Genomic DNA, 17,379 nt, shown 5'->3' on the forward strand with positions numbered 1-17,379 from the left:
GCGTGCCCAGCGGTCCGGCTCGTGATCCGGGTCTTCGGTACGGGGACGGGGGCGTGGGCGGCGCCCCCGTCCCCGTACCGAAGACCCGGATCACGAGCCGGACCGCTGGGCACGCAACTCGGCCCGCGCGGCCTTGTCGGCCTTGCGGTACCCGTGGAAGTGGCCCGGGTGGTACAGATGCGAACGCGTCCCGGACGCCGACAGGGCCGGCCCGACCAGGAACAGCGTGTGCTTCCAGAGCTTGTGCTCCTTGACCGTGGCCTCCAGCGTCTCGATCGTGCAGTGCAGGATCAGCTCCTCCGGCCACGTCGCCTGGTACGCGATCACCACAGGCGTCGACGTCGGGTAGCCGCCCTCCAGCAGCTCCTCGGTCAGCTGACCGGACCGGGCCGCCGACAGGAACAGCGCCATCGTCGTGCCGTGCCGGGCGAACTCACGTACCTCCTCGCCGGGCGGCATCGGCGTCTTGCCGCCACCGAGCCGGGTCAGGATCACCGACTGCGCCACCTCGGGAATCGTCAGCTCGCGCTGCGCGATGGCCGCGACCGCGGAGAACGACGACACCCCGGGCACGATCTCGACCGCGACCCCCAGCTCGCCGCACCGGTCGACCTGCTCCTGGGTGCCGCCCCACAGCGCCGGGTCACCGGAGTGGATCCTGGCGACCTTCAGCCCTTCCTCCGCCGCCCGCCGGTACACCGCGACGACCTCTTCCAGGGACATCTGCGCCGAGTCGAGGATCTCGGCACCCTCCCTGGCGTGTCCGAGGACCTCCTCCTGCACGAGGCTGGCCGCCCAGATGACGATGTCGGCGTCCGCGATGGCCCGCGCCGCCCGGAAGGTCAGCAGATCGGCGGCGCCGGGGCCGGCACCGACGAACGTCACGGTGCCACGGGCGGGCGCGGCGGCTGCGTCGACTGCTTCGGACATGGAACGGGTCCTTTCGAGAACGTGGATCGTGGGATTCGGGGATGCGCACACCGGGGTCAATCGGCTAGCAAGAGCCCATGGCGGTGTTCGTCGCGCTCGGCGCGTTCCTGATGACCCTGGTCGGCGGCTGGGTCGCCCAGCGCGTCACCGACCGCCGCCACCTGGTGCTCGGACTCGCCGGCGGACTGATGCTCGGCGTCGTCGGCCTCGACCTGCTGCCGGAGGCCATCGAGGCCGCGGGCGGCCTCGTCTTCGGCGTACCGGCCGCCCTGCTGCTGTTCGTGGGCGGCTTCCTCTTCGCGCACCTGGTGGAACGTCTGCTCGCCGTACGCCAGGCGGCACACGGCGCGAGCGAGGAACGGGTGCCCCAGGTCGGACTGACAGCGGCCGCCGCCATGGTCCTGCACAGCCTGATGGACGGTGTGGCGCTCGGCGCGGCCTTCCAGGTCGGCGGCGGCATGGGAGCGGCCGTCGCCCTCGCCGTCATCACCCACGACTTCGCGGACGGCTTCAACACGTACACGATCACCAGCCTGTACGGGAACGCCCGCCGCAAGGCCCTGATGATGCTGTTCGCGGACGCGGCGGCGCCCGTCATCGGCGCGGCGACGACGCTTGTGTTCACCCTTCCGGAGCAACTGCTCGGCTGCTATCTCGGCTTCTTCGGCGGCGCCCTGCTCTACCTCGCCGCAGCCGAGATCCTGCCCGAGGCACACCACGAACACCCGGCCCGCTCCACCCTGCTGTTCACGGTCGCCGGAGTGGGCTTCATCTGGCTGGTGGTGGGCCTGGCGCAGTGACCCCCGGGCCGACCGCCTCACAGCTTGCCGCCCCGCCCGCCGTCGCGCGGCGCCGGCGCGATCAGCGTGGAGAGGTACGGCAGCGGCCCGTCGGCCAGCTCCGCCGCCGGCCGGATCGACTCCTCCGGCAGCCCGAGCGCCGAACCCCACACCGCGTCCCCGGTCCGCCCGGTCTCCCGCAACGCCGTGGCGACCTCCGCGGCCAGCCGCCCGAACTTGTACGCGACGACCGTCCCGGGCCCTTCCAGCGCCTCCCTCAGCACCTCCGCCCCGGCGGTCACCGGAACCAGCGTCAACGGCTCGGTGCCCTCGGTCAGCACCGCGCCGCTGCGCGCGGCCAGGTCCTGCATCGCGGTGATCCCCGGCACCGTCACCACGGCCGTACCCGGCAGCAGCTCACCGATCGTGTGCGCGAGATACGTGAACGTCGAGTACACATTGGGGTCCCCGATGGTCGCGAACGCCACCGAACCATGCGTACGCAGCAGCTCCGCGACCCGCGCACCCGCCGCGTCCCACGCCGCCTCCCGGCGCGCCCGGTCCGTCCGCTCGTTGAGCGCGAACACGACCCGCACGACCTTCTCCGCCCCCACGTAGTGCAGCACCGTCGCCTCGGCGCGCCCCCGCTCACCCGTGTCCATCACGGGCACCACGACGACGGCTGCCTCACGCAGCGCGTTGACGCCCTTGACGGTCACCAGCTCCGGATCACCGGGTCCGACTCCGACCCCGACCAGCGTGTTCATCCCTCGCACCTCTCCACGAACCGACGGGCCGTACCGGGCGCCGAGGCCCAGTGCGTATGCAGATAACTCGCGTGCACGTCCTGCCGCACGAACCCCTCGACGCGCCGCTCCGGCTGGTGCATGCCCCAGGCCGGCGTGTCGCCCGCCCCCGGCTCCAGCACGGTGCGGTGGAACTCGTGCCCCCGCATCCGCGTACCCGTGGCGGTCAGCACACTGTCGGAGACCGCCACGGCGTCCCGGTACCCGAGCGTCAGCCGCTCCGACATCCGCGCCTCGGCATCCAGCACTCCGCACATCGGCAGCCCGTCCAGCGACCGCGCCAGGTACAGCAGCCCCGCACACTCGGCGGCCACCGGGGCCCCGGAGCGGGCGAGCTCCGCCACGGCCTTGCGCAGCGGCTCGTTGGCGGACAGCTCGGGCGCGTAGACCTCGGGAAAACCGCCCCCGATGACGACCCCCCGGGTCCCGTCGGGCAACGCCTCGTCCCGCAACGGATCGAACGGCACGACGGTGGCCCCGGCGGCGGCGAGCAGCTCGCTGTGCTCGGCGTACGAGAAGGTGAAGGCGGCACCGGACGCAACGGCGATTCTCAGCCTCTCAGGCGCACTCTTCAGCCCCTCCCGCGTGAAACCCAGCCCCTCCGGCGTTTGAGGGGCGGGGTCCGGGGCGGAGGTGCTGAGGGAGGCGCTGGAAGGGCCCGGGACGGTCGTCGCGTACAAGTTCGGGCGGCTGGCCGCGGAGGTCGCCACGGCGTTGCGGGAGACCGGGCGGACCGGATCTGGTGACCGACATGTCGAAGGTCAAGCACCCGATGGACGCCGGGCAGAAGGGCCAGAGGGGCATCGAGTGGTGAACGTTCCGCGCCTGGTCATCGCCGCGACAGCGGCCACCGCATCGCCCCGCCGCTCAGCCACCGGCACCAGCCCCAGATGCCGCGAAGGCACCGCCACCTGCTCGGCCCGCCGCAACACCCCCAGCACCGGCACCCCGGACTCGTCCAGGGCCTCCCGCAACAGCGCTTCGTGCCGGTCGGAGCCCACCTTGTTCAGGATCACCCCGCCGATCCGCACCTGGGTGTCCCACGAGGCGAAACCGTGCACCAGCGCCGCCACGGACCGCGCCTGCGACGACGCGTCCACGACCAGCACCACCGGCGCCCGCAACAACTTCGCGACCTGCGCCGTGGAGGCGAGCTCACCCTGCCCCGACGCTCCGTCGTACAGCCCCATCACGCCCTCGACGACCGCCAGATCACACCCCTGCGCACCGTGCGCGAACAGCGGAGCGATCAGCTCGGGACCGCACATGTACGCGTCGAGATTGCGCCCCGGCCGCCCGGTGGCGAGCGCGTGGTAGCCCGGATCGATGTAGTCGGGCCCCACCTTGTGCCCGGACACGGCGAGCCCCCGCCCGGCGAAGGCGGCCATCAGGCCCGTCGCGACGGTGGTCTTGCCGCTGCCGGACGACGGCGCGGCGATGACCAGGCGCGGAACGTTCACCACTCGATGCCCCTCTGGCCCTTCTGCCCGGCGTCCATCGGGTGCTTGACCTTCGACATGTCGGTCACCAGATCAGCGGCGTCCACCAGCGCGGCAGGCGCGTTCCGCCCGGTGATCACCACGTGCTGGCTGCCCGGCCGCTCACGCAGCACCTCGACGACCTCATCGGTATCGACCCACCCCCAGTGCATCGGGTAGGCGAACTCGTCGAGGACGTACAGCCGGTACGTCTCGGCGGCCAGATCACGCTTGACCTGCTCCCAGCCCTCCCGCGCGGCCGCCTCGTTGTCGAGCTGCTGGTCGCGCTGGACCCAGGACCAGCCCTCGCCCATCTTGTGCCAGGCGACGGACCCGCCCTCGCCGCTCGCGCCGAGGACCTTCAGCGCGTTCTCCTCGCCGACCTTCCACTTCGCCGACTTCACGAACTGGAAGACCCCGATCGGCCACCCCTGATTCCAGGCACGCAGCGCCAGCCCGAAGGCGGCCGTCGACTTCCCCTTGCCGATGCCCGTGTGCACCACGAGCAGCGGCCGGTTGCGGCGCTGACGGGTGGTGAGTCCGTCGTCCGGCACGCTGACCGGCTGTCCCTGCGGCATTACGCGGCCCTCCTGCTGTAGCCCTGAACGTCCTTGACCAGCCCGGCGATCGAGTCGGCGCGCAGCTCGTCGAGCGTGACGGCGGTGCCGCCCAGCTCGCCCGCGAGACTCACCGCGAGCCCGAGCCGCACCGGCCCCGACTCGCAGTCCACGACGACGGACGCCGTGCCCTCGACCTCATGCAGCCGTGCGGCCCGTGCGGCCAACGCCACGGGCTCCGGCCCGCCGGTCGCCCGCCCGTCCGTCACCACGACCAGCAACGGCCGCCGCGAAGGATCACGCAGCCGCTCCACCCGCAGCACGTCATGCGCCTTCAGCAGCCCGGCGGCCACCGGGGTACGCCCGCCGGTCGGCAGCATCTCCAGCCGCGCGGCGGCAGCGTCCACCGACGACGTCGGCGGCAGCACCACCTCGGCGTCCTTGCCCCGGAAGGTGATCAGCCCGACCTTGTCGCGTCGTTGGTAGGCGTCCATCAACAGGGACAGCACCGCACCCTTCACGGCGGTCATCCGCTGCCGGGCGGCCATCGACCCGGACGCGTCCACGACGAACAGCACGAGATTCCCCTCGCGCCCTTCCCGCACCGCCTGCCGCAGATCGTCCCGCCGCACCACCAGACCCCGGCCCGACCGGCCCCGCGCCCGCTGATGCGGGGCGGCGGCCTGCACGGTCGCGGCCAGATGCAGCTTGGTCAGCGCGCCCTGCGGACGCCGCGCACCGGTCGTCCGCCCGTGCTCGGTACGCGCCCGGGACCGCCGCCCCGCGGCGCCCTCGCCGAGACCGGGCACGCTCAGCATCTTCGTACGGAACGGCTCACCGGCCCGGACGGGCTGCTGCTCACCGCTTCCGCCGCCGGGCTGCCCCTGTTCCTTCTCCCCGCCCTGCTCGGGGACGGACTGCGCGGGCGTGTCGTCGGCGCCGCCCTCGCCCTGCGGCGGCGTGTCCGGCCCGTCGCCCTCCGGCGGCCGGCCCCCGCCACCCGGGCCGTCCGGGTCCGGATCGTCGTCCTCGCCGCTGTTCTGTTCCAGCGTGTCGTCGAGCTTGTCCTCGTCGAGCCCCGGCGCGTCGAAGGGATTGCGCCGGCGCCGATGGGGGAGCGCGAGCAGGGCGGCCTGCCGGACGTCCTCGGCGAGCACGTCGCTGCGCCCTGCCCAGGCGGCCAGCGCCGTCGCGGTCCGGGCCATGACGATGTCGGCCCGCATCCCGTCGACCTCGAAGGCGGCGCAGGTCGCGGCGATCTGGCGCAAGGCGCCGTCGCCGAGCCGGACTTGGGGGAGCAGCGCACGCGCGGCCACGATCCGGGCGCGCAACGCGCCCTCCTCGTCGGCCCACTGCGCCGCGAACCCGGCCGGATCGTCGTCGTACGCCAGCCGCCGCCGTACGACCTCGACCCGCAGATCGGTCTCACGGGACGCGGCGACCTCGACGGTCAGCCCGAACCGGTCGAGCAACTGCGGCCGCAGTTCGCCCTCTTCGGGATTCATGGTCCCGACGAGCAAGAAGCGGGCGGCATGCCGTACGGAGACGCCTTCGCGCTCGACGTAGGAGGCACCCATGGCGGCGGCGTCCAGCAGCAGGTCGACCAGGTGGTCGTGGAGAAGGTTGACCTCGTCGACGTACAGAATCCCGCGATGCGCGTCGGCGAGCAGCCCCGGCTCGAAGGCCTTCACGCCCTCGGCCAGCGCCCGCTCGATGTCGAGCGCCCCGACGAGCCGGTCCTCGGACGCGCCGACGGGCAGCTCGACGGTCCGCGCGGCCCGCGACACGCCGGATCCGCTCTCGTGGGGCCCGTCGGGGCACGCCGGATCGGGCGCGTCCGGGGCGCAGGAGAACCGGCAGCCGGGGACGACGGACACCTCGGGCATGAGCGCGGCGAGCGCGCGCACGGCGGTGCTCTTCGCGGTGCCCTTCTCGCCGCGCACGAGGACGCCGCCGACGGCGGGGCTCACCGCGTTGAGCAGCAGCCCGAGCCGGAGATCGTCCTGCCCGACGAGGGCGGTGAAGGGATAAGGCGTACTCACAAGACCTCCTTGACGAGGGCGGATCCATGCGCCTGCGGGGCACACTCCAGCCCCTCCGGCGTTTGAGGAGCGGGGGTCCGGAGGCGGAGCCCCCGGTTACGGGAAGGGGCGGGCCAGGGGAGAGAGCCCGCCGCAGGCGCCGCCCGCATCGCGCGTCGCGCCCTCACGCGTCCCCCTCCAGATCGCCCTCGAGCTCCAGATACGTCGCCCGCAACCGCTCCAGCGTCTCCGCGTCCGGCTCCGCCCACAGCCCCCGCTCCGCCGCCTCCAACAACCGCTCCGAAATGCCGCGCAGCGCCCAGGGGTTGGACTTCTTCATGAAGTCCCGATTGGTCTCGTCGAACACGTACTCCGCCGACAACTTCTCGTACATCCAGTCATCGACCACCCCCGCCGTCGCGTCGTACCCGAACAGGTAGTCCACGGTCGCCGCCATCTCGAAGGCGCCCTTGTACCCGTGCCGCCGCATGGCCGCCATCCAGCGCGGGTTCACCACCCGCGCCCGGAACACCCGGTGCGTCTCCTCGCCCAGCGTCCGCGTCTTCACCTGATCCGGCGTCGCCGAATCCCCCACGTACGCCTCGGGCGACTCCCCGGTCAGATGCCGCACCATCGCGACCATGCCGCCGTGGTACTGGAAGTAGTCATCCGCGTCGACGAGGTCGTGCTCCCTCGTATCCACGTTCTTCGCCGCCACCGCGATCCGCCGGAACGCCGTCTCCATGTCCCCGCGCGCTGCCCGTCCCTCCAGCCCCCGCCCGTACGCGTAACCGCCCCAGACGGCGTACACCTCGGCCAGGTCCGCATCGCTGCGCCAGTTCCGCGCGTCGATCAGCGGCAGCAGCCCCGCCCCGTACGCACCCGGCTTCGAGCCGAAGATGCGTGCCGTGGCCCGTCGGCGGTCGCCGTGCTCCGCCGTGTCCTCGTCGGCGTGCGCCCGTACGTAGTTGGCGTCGGCCGGCTCGTCCAGCTCCGCCACCGCGCGCACCGCGTCATCGATCAGGCCCACCACGTGCGGGAACGCGTCCCGGAAGAAGCCCGAGATACGGACCGTCACATCGATGCGCGGCCGGCCCAGCTCGCTCACCGGCACCACCTCGAAACCCGTCACCCGGCGCGAGGCGTCGTCCCACACCGGGCGGCAGCCGAGCAGCGCCAGGATCTCCGCGATGTCGTCGCCCTGGGTGCGCATGGCGGAGGTGCCCCACACGGTCAGACCGACCGACTTCGGATAGTCACCCGTGTCCGCGAGGTACCGGGCGATCAGCGAGTCCGCGAGGGACTGGCCGACCTCCCACGACAGCCGGGACGGAATCGCCTTCGGGTCCACGGAGTAGAAGTTGCGGCCCGTCGGCAGGACATTCACGAGTCCGCGCGTCGGCGAACCCGAGGGACCCGCAGGGACGAAGCCGCCGTTCAGGGCCAGCAGGATGTGGTCGATCTCGTCCGTCGTCCGGGCCAGCCGGGGCACGACCTCCTCGCAGGCGAAGCCCAGGACGGCGACGGCGTCCGGGAGTTCGGAGCCCAGCACCTCCCGTACCAGACCGGCCGCCGCGGTCACGTCCCAGCCGCGCGCCTCCATGCCCTCCGCGAGGCGGCGGCACAGCTGCTCCAGCAGGTCGATCGCGTCCGCGCCCGTCCTGGCCGGACCGTCCACCAGCTCACTCAGCCCGTCCGGCACCTTCACGGCCGCGCCCGGCTCGCCCAGCAGCTCCTTCTCGCTGAGCCCGAAGTGCTCGGCGATGGCCGCCCGCAGACCGGGCAGTGCGTTCGCCGTGCCGCCCCAGACCTGCGAGGCGCGCAGCACCGCGAGGACCAGGTTGACCCGGGCCTCGTCGACCGGGCCGCCGCCCAGGATGTGCAGACCGTCGCGGATCTGGACGTCCTTGATCTCGCAGAGGTAGCCGTCGATGTGCATGACGAACGAATCGAAGTCGTCGTCGCCCGGCTGCTCGTGGACATGCAGGTCGTGGTGCAGCTCCGCGGCCTTGACCAGCGTCCAGATCTGCGCCCGCACCGTCGGCGCCTTGGTCGGGTCCAGATCGCTGACCAGCGCGTACTCGTCGAGCAGCTGCTCCAGCTTCGCCAGGTCGCCGTACGTGTCGGCGCGCGCCATCGGCGGGACGAGGTGGTCCACCACCGTGGCGTGGCCGCGGCGCTTGGCCTGGGTGCCCTCGCCCGGGTCGTTGACGATGAACGGGTAGATCAGCGGGAGTTCGCCGAGCACCGCGTCCGGGCCGCAGCCCGCCGAGAGGCCGAGGCCCTTGCCGGGCAGCCACTCCATCGTGCCGTGCTTGCCCATGTGGACGACGGCGTCCGCGCCGAACGTGTTCTCCAGCCAGCGGTACGTCGCCAGGTAGTGGTGCGAGGGCGGCATGTCCGGGTCGTGGTAGATCGCGATCGGGTTCTCGCCGAATCCGCGTGGCGGCTGGATCAGCACCACCACGTTCCCGAACTGGAGCGAGGCGAGGACGATGTCGTCGCCGTCCACGTACAGCGAGCCCGGCGGCTCGCCCCAGTGCTCCAGCATCGAGTCGCGCAGCCCCGGCTCCAGCTTCGCGAACCACTCCCGGTAGTCCGCCAGCGGGACGCGCGCGGGAGCTGCCGCGAGCTGTTCCTCGGTCAGCCATTCCACGTCGTGGCCACCGGCGTTGATGAGGCGGTGGATCAGCTCGTCGCCGTTGTCCGGGTGGCCCTCGACGCCGTAGCCGGCGTCGCGCAACGCGTCCAGGACACGGACGGCCGACGCGGGCGTGTCCAGGCCGACCGCGTTGCCGACGCGGGAGTGCTTGGTGGGGTAGGCGGTGAAGACCAGGGCGAGCTTCTTCTCGGCGTTGGTCTTGTGCTTGAGGACGGCGTGGCGGACGGCGATCCCGGCGACGCGGGCCGCGCGCTCGGGGTCGGCGCGGTACACCGGCACGCCGTCCGGGCCCTGTTCCTTGAAGGAGAACGGCACGGTGATGAGCCGGCCGTCGAACTCCGGGATGGCGACCTGCATCGCCGCGTCCATGGGGGAGAGCGCGGCGTCCGACGCGTCCCAGGCCGCCCGTGAGGACGTCAGGCACAGCCCCTGGAGCACCGGCACGTTCAGATCGGCGAGCGCGCCGATGTCCCAGGCCTCGTCGTCGCCCCCGGCGGAGGCGTCCGACGCCCGGGTTCCGCCGGCCGCGAGGACCGTGGCGACCAGGGCGTCGGCCCGGCCGAGGAGCTCGTACAGGCCCGCGTCGGCCCCGCGGAGCGAACCGCAGTACACGGGCAGGGCGTTGGCGCCGCGCGCCTCGACGGCATCGCACAGCACGTCGACGAACGAGGTGTTGCCGGAGAGATGGTGCGCCCGGTAGAAGAGCACGCCGACGGTCGGGCGGCCCTCGGTGAACGTACGGCTGCCGTGGAGCCCCCACTCGGGCATCTTCTGCGGCTCGGCGAAGCCGTGCCCGGTCAGCAGGACGGTGTCGGAGAGGAAGCGGGCCAGCTCGACGAGGTTGCCCGGGCCGCCCTCCACCAGGTAGCGCAGCGCCTCGGCGACGACCCCGGCCGGTACGGACGACTCGGCCATCAGCTCGGCGTCCGGCACGGTCTCGCCGCCGAGCAGCACGGTGGGGATGCCCGAGGCCTTCAGCGCCGCGAGACCGTCCTCCCAGGCGCGCTTGCCGCCCAGCAGGCGGACCACGGCGACGGAGGAGCCCTCGACCAGGGCGGGCAGTTCGTCGTGGACGTCGATACGGGTCGGGTTGCCGATCCGGTACGGCGCGCCCGAGGCGCGCGCGGCGAGGAGGTCGGTGTCGGCGGTCGACAACAGCAGCACGGTGCTCATGGGGGCGGTCAGTGGCGCGTTCATGCGCGTGCTCCAGGTGCTCCGGGGGCGATGAAGGGAAGTCCTGCCGGTGCGCCCGACTCGATGAGTCGCCACAGCGCATCGGTGTCCGCGTGTTCTTCGATCAGGTCGCCGAGGCGGTCGAGCTGTTCCTCCCGCAGTCCGGCGAAGCAGGTGTCGGGGGCGGGTACGAAACGGCGGCCGGCGGCCTTCGCGATCTCGGTCAGGAAGCGGCGCCGGAAGGCGTCGCTCTCCAGCGAGCCGTGCCAGTGGGTGCCCCACACGGCGCCGGCCCGGCAGCCGTCGAGACGCTGCCCGTGGCTGTCGGTGAGGAACGGTTCGCCGCCGCGCACCTCCGCGACGCCGTGGTGGATCTCGTACCCCTCGACCGGGGCGCCGAGGGCCTCCCCGGCCGGGCGGGCGAGGGTCTTCTCGCGGTCGAAGCGGATGCGTACGGGCAGCAGCCCGAGCCCGTCGACCTGCCCGGCGTGCGACTCCACGTCGTCCTCGATGTGCTCGCCGAGGATCTGGTAGCCGCCGCAGATGCCGAGGACCGGGCGGCCTTCGGCGGCGCGCCGCAGCAGGGCGTCGGCGAGCCCGCGCTCGCGCAGCCAGGCGAGGGCCTTCACCGTGCCGCGGGTGCCGGGCACGACGACGAGGTCGGCGTCGTGGAGTTCCTCGGCGCGGTCCACGAACCGCACGACGACGCCCGGTTCGGCGGCCAGCGCGTCCACATCGGTGAAGTTGGACATCAGCGGCACGGCGCACACGGCGACGCGCAGGATGTCCTCGCCGTGCGGCGGAGCGACGACGGACTCGCGTACGGCGCCGCGCAGCGAGACCCGCAGACCGTCCTCCTCGTCGATGCCGAGGCCGTGGGCGAACGGCAGTACTCCGTACGTCGGCCGTCCCGTCAGGTCGTGCAGCATGTCCAGGCCGGGCTCCAGCAGCGAGACGTCGCCGCGGAACTTGTTGACCAGGTAGCCGGCGATCAGCGCCTGGTCCTCGGCCGAGAGCAGCGCCGTCGTGCCGAAGAACGAGGCGAAGACCCCGCCGCGGTCGATGTCGCCGACGACCACCACCGGGAAGCGCGCCGCCCGTGCGATGCCCATGTTCACGATGTCCGTGCGCCGCAGATTGATCTCGGCCGGACTGCCCGCCCCCTCGCAGATCACCGCGTCATACGTGCCCCGCAGCTGTTCCAGGCAGTCCACGACGGTGGACAGCAGCGACTCCTGCCGGCCGCCGTGGTAGCCGCGTGCGCTCATCTCGCCGACCGGGCGGCCCATCAGGACGACCTGGCTGGAGCGGTCGCTGCCGGGCTTGAGCAGCACCGGGTTCATCAGCGCGGTCGGCTCCACCCGGGCGGCCTGGGCCTGCATGGCCTGGGCGCGGCCGATCTCGGCGCCTTCGCGGGTGACGAAGGAGTTGAGCGACATGTTCTGCGCCTTGAACGGCGCCACCTTCACGCCCCGGCGCACCAGCCAGCGGCAGATGCCCGCCGTGACGACGCTCTTGCCCGCGTCCGATGTGGTCCCGGCGACCAGCAGTCCGCCGCTCATGTCGGTCTCCGTCCTGAGAGTCGGGGTGCCGTGCCGCGGGATCCGGCCGTGCGGGTCCCCGCGATCCTTCGTGCCGCGAACCCCGCGCCCAGCCGGGCCGCCACGCTCACGCCGAGGGCCAGCGCGCTCACCCGGCGCGAGAGCCGTACGGCCCGCTCGATGTCGGCGGGCTCCACCGCGCGGCCGGTCCCGCCGTTGAGCACGGGACGGTGCTCGACCCGGCCGCCGTAGGCGAGCGTCCCGCCGAGCCGTACGCCGAGCGCGCCGGCGAACGAGGCTTCCACGGGGCCCGCGTTGGGGCTCGGGTGCTTCGCCGCGTCGGCCCGCCAGGCGCGGACCGCTCCCCGTGGCCGCCCCCCGGCGGTCACGGCGAGCAGGGCCGTCAGCCGGGCACCCGGCCAGCCCGCGAGGTCGTCGAGGCGGGCCGAGGCCCAGCCGTAACGCCGGTAGCGGGGCGACTTGTGACCGACCATCGCGTCGAGCGTGTTGGCGGCCCGGAACCCGACGAGTCCGGGGACCCCGCCCAGCGCGCCCCACACGAGGGCGCCGACCACGGCGTCCGAGGTGTTTTCGGCGACGGACTCCACGACGGCGCGGGCGATCTGCGGACCGTCCAGGGCCTGCGGGTCGCGGCCGCACAGACGCGGCAGCCGCTCCCGGGCCAGTTCGGTGTCCCCGGCGGCGAGCGCGCCACCGATGGCCCTGGCCTCGCGCCCCAGCGACGTACCGCCGACGACGGACCAGGTGGCGGCGGCGGTCAGGGCGACGGACGCGGCGGGGTGGCGGCGCAGGGCGCGGGAGACCAGCGCGGCGCCCCCGGCGGCGCCTCCGGCGCAGACCAGGGTGTGCAGGGCGCCCCACCCGCGGTGGTCGCGCCACAGACGGCGTTCGACGCCTGCCGCGGCCCGCCCGAAGGCGGCGACCGGGTGCCCCCTGCGGGGATCACCGAGCAGCAGATCGCCGATCAGACCGGCCGTGGCGCCGTACGCGAAGATGCGATCGGCACGCACGGTTCAGCCGGCCGTTGCGCCTCGAAGGACCTCAGGACCTGTTCTGCGTTGCAGAGGAAGGGACGCACGGCAGCCGGGCATGGCGATATGTCCTCACTCAGGGTCCGCGCCCTGGTTCGACGAGACGGCGACGAGAGTCTCCTGGCTTCCGGATCCGCAGCTCCCCCGGCCTTCCAGTCCGCTTGCGTGGACCGTGACTTCCAGTGGTGGGGGACTGCTCCCCGGTGACAGTGGCGGGACCGCGCCGGATTCGCACCGGCTTCCTCTGCTGTCGCCGTAATGGCTCCGGCAGTCCACCACGCTCTGCGAACGCCCGTCAACTTGCCGTTGACCTGCGGCGGCGCAGTGTGCTGAGACGCACATCGGGCCGGACGCACCTSAGGTGCGTCCGGCCCGATGCGGGTGGGACCGGTGGGACTCAGGCGGTGATCAGGCGACGATCAGGTAGATGCCGTAGGCCACGGCCGCGGCGCACAGGCCGAAGCAGACGTACGCGCCGGCGCGGGCCAGCACGAGCGAACCGCCTGCGGGACCGCCCGTCGAGCCGCCCTGTGCGGCCGGTTCGGGCTGCTTGGAGAGGCCGACGATGCCGAGGGTGAAGAGGCCCACCAGCGCGACGGTGGCGACGAGCGAGACGCCGAAGACGGTGCCGAGGGCTGCCCAGTCGATGTTCATGGGGATCTGTCCTTACCGGAGGCTCTTAGACCGTGGCGGGTCGGGCCGGGTCGGTGACCGGCCCGGCGGGGGCCGGGATGGTGGCCGTGAGGTCGTGGGGCTGTGCGGCCGCGGTGGGCGGCGGGCTGACGGCCGCGATGGCCGTGGTGACGACGCCCGCGGGCTCGGCGTCCGCACCGGCCGGGGCGACGTCGTCGTGGCCGACGGGCTTGCGCCGCGACAGCATCCAGATCGCACCGGAGCCGGCGACCAGCAGCGCCGCGACGACCACGACACCCCAGGTCCCCTGCTTGGTGAGCAGCTCCGCGCCCGCGCCGACCAGACCGGCGGCCGGCAGGGTCAGGCCCCAGGCGACGAACATCCGGGTGGCGGTGGACCAGCGGACCACGCCGCCCTTGCGGCCGAGGCCCGCGCCCATGACGGCGCCGGAGCACGACTGGGTCGTGGACAGGGAGAAGCCGAGGTGGGAGGAAGCCAGGATGACGGTCGCCGCGCTGGTCTGGGCGGCGAAGCCCTGCGGCGGCTTCAGTTCGGTCAGGCCGCTGCCCATGGTGCGGATGATCCGCCAGCCGCCCAGATAGGTGCCGAGTGCGATGGCGAGGCCCGCGGAGACGATGACCCAGACCGGCGGGTTGGAGCCGGGGGAGAGGACGCCGCCGGTGACCAGGGCGAGCGTGATGATGCCCATGGTCTTCTGCGCGTCGTTGGTGCCGTGCGCGAGCGACACGAGACCGGCCGAGGCGATCTGGCCGGCCCGGTACCCCTTCGCGGTGGCCTTCTCCTGGGCGCCGCCCGTGACCTTACCGCCGATGCGGTACGTCAGCTTGGTGGCCAGCAGCGCGGCCAGACCGGCGACGACCGGTGCGGCGACCGCGGGGAGCAGCACCTTGGTGACGACGGTGCCGCCGTCGACCGACGACCAGCCCGCCGACATCACCGCGGCGCCGATCAGGCCGCCGAACAGTGCGTGGGAGGAGCTGGACGGCAGGCCGACCAGCCAGGTCAGGAGATTCCACAGGATGGCGCCGACGAGCGCCGCGAAGATGACCTCGGTTCTGAGCCCGTCTTCGTTGATGATCCCGCCGGAGATCGTCTTGGCGACCTCCACCGACAGGAACGCGCCTACGAGGTTGAGAACGGCGGACATGGCCACCGCTGTCTTGGGTTTGAGTGCGCCGGTCGAGATGGTGGTGGCCATCGCGTTGGCGGTGTCGTGGAAACCGTTCGTGAAATCGAACACTAGAGCTGTCACGATCACAATCGCGAGCAGCAGCGTGATGTGTTCCATTTACCCAGGCAATCGTTCGACGTCAGTGGCACGTGGACCGTAGGCAACCTGAGTGAACGGAAGATGAACTGGGCAGGGCGCTGCGGTGACCCCAACCGGAGTGCCGCCGCCCTTTTCGTCCGCCGTGCGACGGCGGGATTCCGGTACGGGCCGGTGTGGGCCCGGAATCCGGCGTCCGGGGAGGCTGTCACGGGAGGGGTGGCAGTGGGCCGCTCATCCGTTGAAAGGATCTTCGTATGAGCGGTGACATGAGGCGTGACGTGAGCGCCGGCATGAGCGGTGAGTGGCGGGATTCGATCGAACGGGCCTGGGACGCGGTCGTCGCCACCGCCCGCCGGACGGCCTCCGAGGGACTGGTCGTGGGCACCTCGGGCAACGTGTCGGCGCGGGTCGGCGAAACCGTCCTGGCCACCCCGAGCGGAGTGCCGTACGAGCGGCTCCGTCCCGAGGACCTGACCGGCGTCGATATGGAAGGTAACCAGGTCCTCGGAACCATGGCCCCCACCAGCGAACTCCCCCTCCATCTCGCGGTGTACCGGAACACCGACGCGGCCGCCGTGGTGCACACCCACGCGGTGCACGCCACGGCCGTCTCCACGCTGGTCGCCGAGGTGCCGTCCGTGCACTACGCCGCGGCGATGCTGGGCGGCCCCGTCCGGGTCGCCGCCTACGCCCGCTACGGAACGGACGAACTGGCCGAAAACATGCTCACGGCCCTGCGCGACCGTACCGGCTGCCTGCTGGGCAACCACGGCACGGTCACCTACGGCGCCTCCCTCGACGAGGCGTACGACCGCACGGCCCAGCTCGAATGGCTGTGCCGCCTCTGGCTCACCGCGAGCTCGGTGCCCGGCCGGACCCCGGCCCTGCTCACGCCGGAGCAGCTGAGCGACGTGGGGGAAGCGCTGAAGGGCTACGGGCAGCCGCGCGGAAACCGGTAGGGGATCCGGACGGCCCCGTCCGCTGGCGGCGGAGGGATCCGGCCGGCGCACCGGACGGCCCCCGTCCGCTGGCAGTGTGGGGCGTGTCCCCGGACACTGAAGCCGTGCGCCCCGCTACAGCAACGGCAGCAGCCGTCACCACGATCCTCGGCGTCGGCGCGGCGGCGGCGGTCGCCGCCGGCCGGTACGCCGGCGACGTCGCCCTCAAGGCGCCGTCCCGACGCCCCCTCCCCGCCGACCGCCGGCTGACCGTGCACGCGACGGCGGCCGGGCAGGTCACCCTCACCCGGTCCTTCACCTCGCTCCGGCCGGGGACCTACGGGCTGGTGGGCGACGACGTCCACGCCGTCGTGGGCCCGGTGATCGACCAGGCCCACGAGGCGGCCGACACCGTCGTCCGCCGGCTGGAACGCGTGAACCACGGCATCCTGCGCCCCGGCGCCGAGGTCCGCATCACGCCGGAGCTCCACAGCGGCGACCCCGCCACCTCCCTCGGCCTCGAATTCCGCGAGGTCGAGATCCCCGGGGAACTCGGTGGCCTGCCCGCCTGGTTCGTACCGGGACCTCGCAACACCTGGGTGATCACCGCACACGGCCTCGGCACCACCCGGGAACACCCGCTGAACGTGACGGCCTTCCTGCACGGGCAGCAGCTGCCCGTGCTCGACCTCGCCTACCGAGGCGACCCCGGAGCCCCCCGCTCCCCGGACGGGCTCGCCCATCTCGGTGAGTCCGAGTGGCGGGACCTGGACGCGGCCATCCGCTTCGCCGTGCGCTACGGCGCCGAGAAGGTCGTCCTGCACGGCTGGTCCACCGGCGCCTCGATGGCCCTGCACGCCTGCGTGAACTCCGCGCTGCGCGACCGGATCTGCGGTCTCGTCCTCGATTCGCCGGTGCTGGACTGGCAGGCCACGCTGCGCGCCCTGGCCGCCGCCCACGGCGTCCCCTCCGCCCTGCTGCCCCTCGCCGTCCGTGCCGCCCAGGGGAAGACCGGACTGCACGGAGCCCGGCTTCTGGACACGTCGCTGCCCGCGACCCTGCACGTGCCGACGCTGATCTTCCACGGGCCCGACGACACCCTGGCCCCCTGGCAGCCGTCCAGGGAGCTCGCCGCCCGCCGCCCGGACCTGATCTCCCTGCACGCGGTGCCCCAGGCTCCGCATGCGGCGATGTGGAACGCCGGCCCGACCCACTACGAAGAGACGCTGCGACGGTTCCTCACGCCCCTGATGTGAGCTGATGCGCCGCTTCGGCCGATTGGTCCCGGCCGGCGCGGGGCGGCCCCGACACCGGTGATCCGGGTTCCGTTTGGGCTTTCGGGCCGTCAGAGGCAAGACTGCTCCCCGTGACGTCCCGTACCCCGCGCGACTCCAGGCTGCGACTTGTCCGCCCGCGACCCCTCGCCACCGCTCGCAAGGCCGTGACCACCCGGCGAGCCGGGCCCGGTCCCAGCCGGAGCGCACCTGGGCCGGGGACAGCGACAGCGCCGCCGCGGCC

12 protein-coding genes, 3 pseudogenes and 1 riboswitch are annotated in these 17,379 nt (G+C 72.9%); of the genes and pseudogenes, 4 read left to right on the top strand and 11 right to left on the bottom strand.

Annotation, left to right across the window (positions count from 1 at the left end; translation table 11 throughout):
* Positions 1-90: 90 nt before the first annotated feature.
* Entirely contained in the window at positions 91-930 is an 840-nt protein-coding gene (gene cobM, locus EAO72_RS04935; RefSeq protein ID WP_148015962.1) for a precorrin-4 C(11)-methyltransferase, read from the bottom strand.
* A gap of 77 nt (positions 931-1,007) precedes the next feature.
* On the opposite strand from cobM, the gene EAO72_RS04940 reads away from it, so the two are divergent.
* Positions 1,008-1,730 carry a ZIP family metal transporter gene (locus EAO72_RS04940; protein ID WP_148015963.1) on the top strand — a complete coding sequence of 241 codons (723 nt, stop codon included), beginning with the start codon at positions 1,008-1,010 and terminating at the stop codon, positions 1,728-1,730.
* 17 nt (positions 1,731-1,747) lie between these two features.
* On the opposite strand, the gene cobI is transcribed toward EAO72_RS04940, so the two are convergent.
* Both cobI and EAO72_RS42790 read right to left on the bottom strand, forming a co-directional pair.
* On the bottom strand, positions 1,748-2,476 hold the full coding sequence (cobI, locus tag EAO72_RS04945; RefSeq protein ID WP_148015964.1) for a precorrin-2 C(20)-methyltransferase: 729 nt from the start codon (positions 2,474-2,476) through the stop codon (positions 1,748-1,750).
* A pseudogene (locus EAO72_RS42790) lies at positions 2,473-3,149 on the bottom strand (cobyrinate a,c-diamide synthase); the annotation flags it as partial. The pseudogene EAO72_RS42790 and the gene cobI, both read right to left, overlap by 4 nt.
* 93 nt (positions 3,150-3,242) lie before the next feature.
* Here EAO72_RS42790 and EAO72_RS42800 point away from each other — a divergent pair.
* A pseudogene (locus EAO72_RS42800) lies at positions 3,243-3,329 on the top strand (cob(I)yrinic acid a,c-diamide adenosyltransferase); the annotation flags it as partial.
* A 7-nt stretch (positions 3,330-3,336) separates the two neighbouring features.
* Here the strand turns inward: EAO72_RS42800 and EAO72_RS42805 are convergent.
* From EAO72_RS42805 to EAO72_RS05000, 8 genes and pseudogenes are all read right to left on the bottom strand, one after another.
* Positions 3,337-3,978, bottom strand: a pseudogene (locus EAO72_RS42805) (cobyrinate a,c-diamide synthase); the annotation flags it as partial.
* Positions 3,972-4,571 (bottom strand): cob(I)yrinic acid a,c-diamide adenosyltransferase, encoded by a 600-nt coding sequence (gene cobO, locus EAO72_RS04970; RefSeq protein ID WP_148015965.1) that lies wholly within the window; start codon positions 4,569-4,571, stop codon positions 3,972-3,974. The pseudogene EAO72_RS42805 and the gene cobO, both read right to left, overlap by 7 nt.
* Entirely contained in the window at positions 4,571-6,592 is a 2,022-nt protein-coding gene (locus tag EAO72_RS04975; RefSeq protein ID WP_148015966.1) for a putative cobaltochelatase, read from the bottom strand. The genes cobO and EAO72_RS04975 overlap by 1 nt, the downstream gene beginning before the upstream one ends.
* A gap of 163 nt (positions 6,593-6,755) precedes the next feature.
* Positions 6,756-10,406 carry a cobaltochelatase subunit CobN gene (cobN, locus tag EAO72_RS04980; protein WP_148016425.1) on the bottom strand — a complete coding sequence of 1,217 codons (3,651 nt, stop codon included), beginning with the start codon at positions 10,404-10,406 and terminating at the stop codon, positions 6,756-6,758.
* 20 nt (positions 10,407-10,426) lie between these two features.
* Complete coding sequence (locus EAO72_RS04985) at positions 10,427-11,968, bottom strand: cobyric acid synthase (RefSeq protein ID WP_148015967.1); 1,542 nt, start codon at positions 11,966-11,968, stop codon at positions 10,427-10,429.
* Entirely contained in the window at positions 11,965-12,978 is a 1,014-nt protein-coding gene (locus EAO72_RS04990; RefSeq protein ID WP_148015968.1) for a cobalamin biosynthesis protein, read from the bottom strand. The genes EAO72_RS04985 and EAO72_RS04990 overlap by 4 nt, the downstream gene beginning before the upstream one ends.
* Before the next feature lie 134 nt (positions 12,979-13,112).
* Positions 13,113-13,244, bottom strand: a riboswitch (cobalamin riboswitch).
* A gap of 163 nt (positions 13,245-13,407) precedes the next feature.
* Positions 13,408-13,653, bottom strand: coding sequence for a hypothetical protein (locus EAO72_RS04995; protein WP_148015969.1), 246 nt, complete (start codon positions 13,651-13,653; stop codon positions 13,408-13,410).
* A 25-nt stretch (positions 13,654-13,678) separates the two neighbouring features.
* Positions 13,679-14,941 (bottom strand): inorganic phosphate transporter, encoded by a 1,263-nt coding sequence (locus tag EAO72_RS05000; RefSeq protein WP_148015970.1) that lies wholly within the window; start codon positions 14,939-14,941, stop codon positions 13,679-13,681.
* Positions 14,942-15,213: 272 nt separating this feature from the next.
* On the opposite strand from EAO72_RS05000, the gene EAO72_RS05005 reads away from it, so the two are divergent.
* Entirely contained in the window at positions 15,214-15,882 is a 669-nt protein-coding gene (locus tag EAO72_RS05005; protein WP_148016426.1) for a class II aldolase/adducin family protein, read from the top strand.
* Positions 15,883-15,986: 104 nt separating this feature from the next.
* Positions 15,987-17,117 carry an alpha/beta hydrolase gene (locus EAO72_RS05010; protein WP_148015971.1) on the top strand — a complete coding sequence of 377 codons (1,131 nt, stop codon included), beginning with the start codon at positions 15,987-15,989 and terminating at the stop codon, positions 17,115-17,117.
* Positions 17,118-17,379 lie beyond the last annotated feature (262 nt).

It is taken from the genome of Streptomyces sp. OR43, assembly GCF_008042275.1.
GTDB lineage: Bacteria > Actinomycetota > Actinomycetes > Streptomycetales > Streptomycetaceae > Streptomyces.

Bases quoted from the DNA above. Each gene is read 5' to 3' on its own strand.
- cobM (WP_148015962.1), bottom strand. From the start codon at position 930: ATGTCCGAAGCAGTCGACGCAGCCGCCGCGCCCGCCCGTGGCACCGTG.
- EAO72_RS04940 (WP_148015963.1), top strand. From the start codon at position 1,008: ATGGCGGTGTTCGTCGCGCTCGGCGCGTTCCTGATGACCCTGGTCGGC.
- cobI (WP_148015964.1), bottom strand. From the start codon at position 2,476: ATGAACACGCTGGTCGGGGTCGGAGTCGGACCCGGTGATCCGGAGCTG.
- cobO (WP_148015965.1), bottom strand. From the start codon at position 4,571: ATGCCGCAGGGACAGCCGGTCAGCGTGCCGGACGACGGACTCACCACC.
- cobN (WP_148016425.1), bottom strand. From the start codon at position 10,406: ATGAGCACCGTGCTGCTGTTGTCGACCGCCGACACCGACCTCCTCGCC.
- EAO72_RS04985 (WP_148015967.1), bottom strand. From the start codon at position 11,968: ATGAGCGGCGGACTGCTGGTCGCCGGGACCACATCGGACGCGGGCAAG.
- EAO72_RS04995 (WP_148015969.1), bottom strand. From the start codon at position 13,653: ATGAACATCGACTGGGCAGCCCTCGGCACCGTCTTCGGCGTCTCGCTC.
- EAO72_RS05000 (WP_148015970.1), bottom strand. From the start codon at position 14,941: ATGGAACACATCACGCTGCTGCTCGCGATTGTGATCGTGACAGCTCTA.
- EAO72_RS05005 (WP_148016426.1), top strand. From the start codon at position 15,214: ATGAGCGGTGAGTGGCGGGATTCGATCGAACGGGCCTGGGACGCGGTC.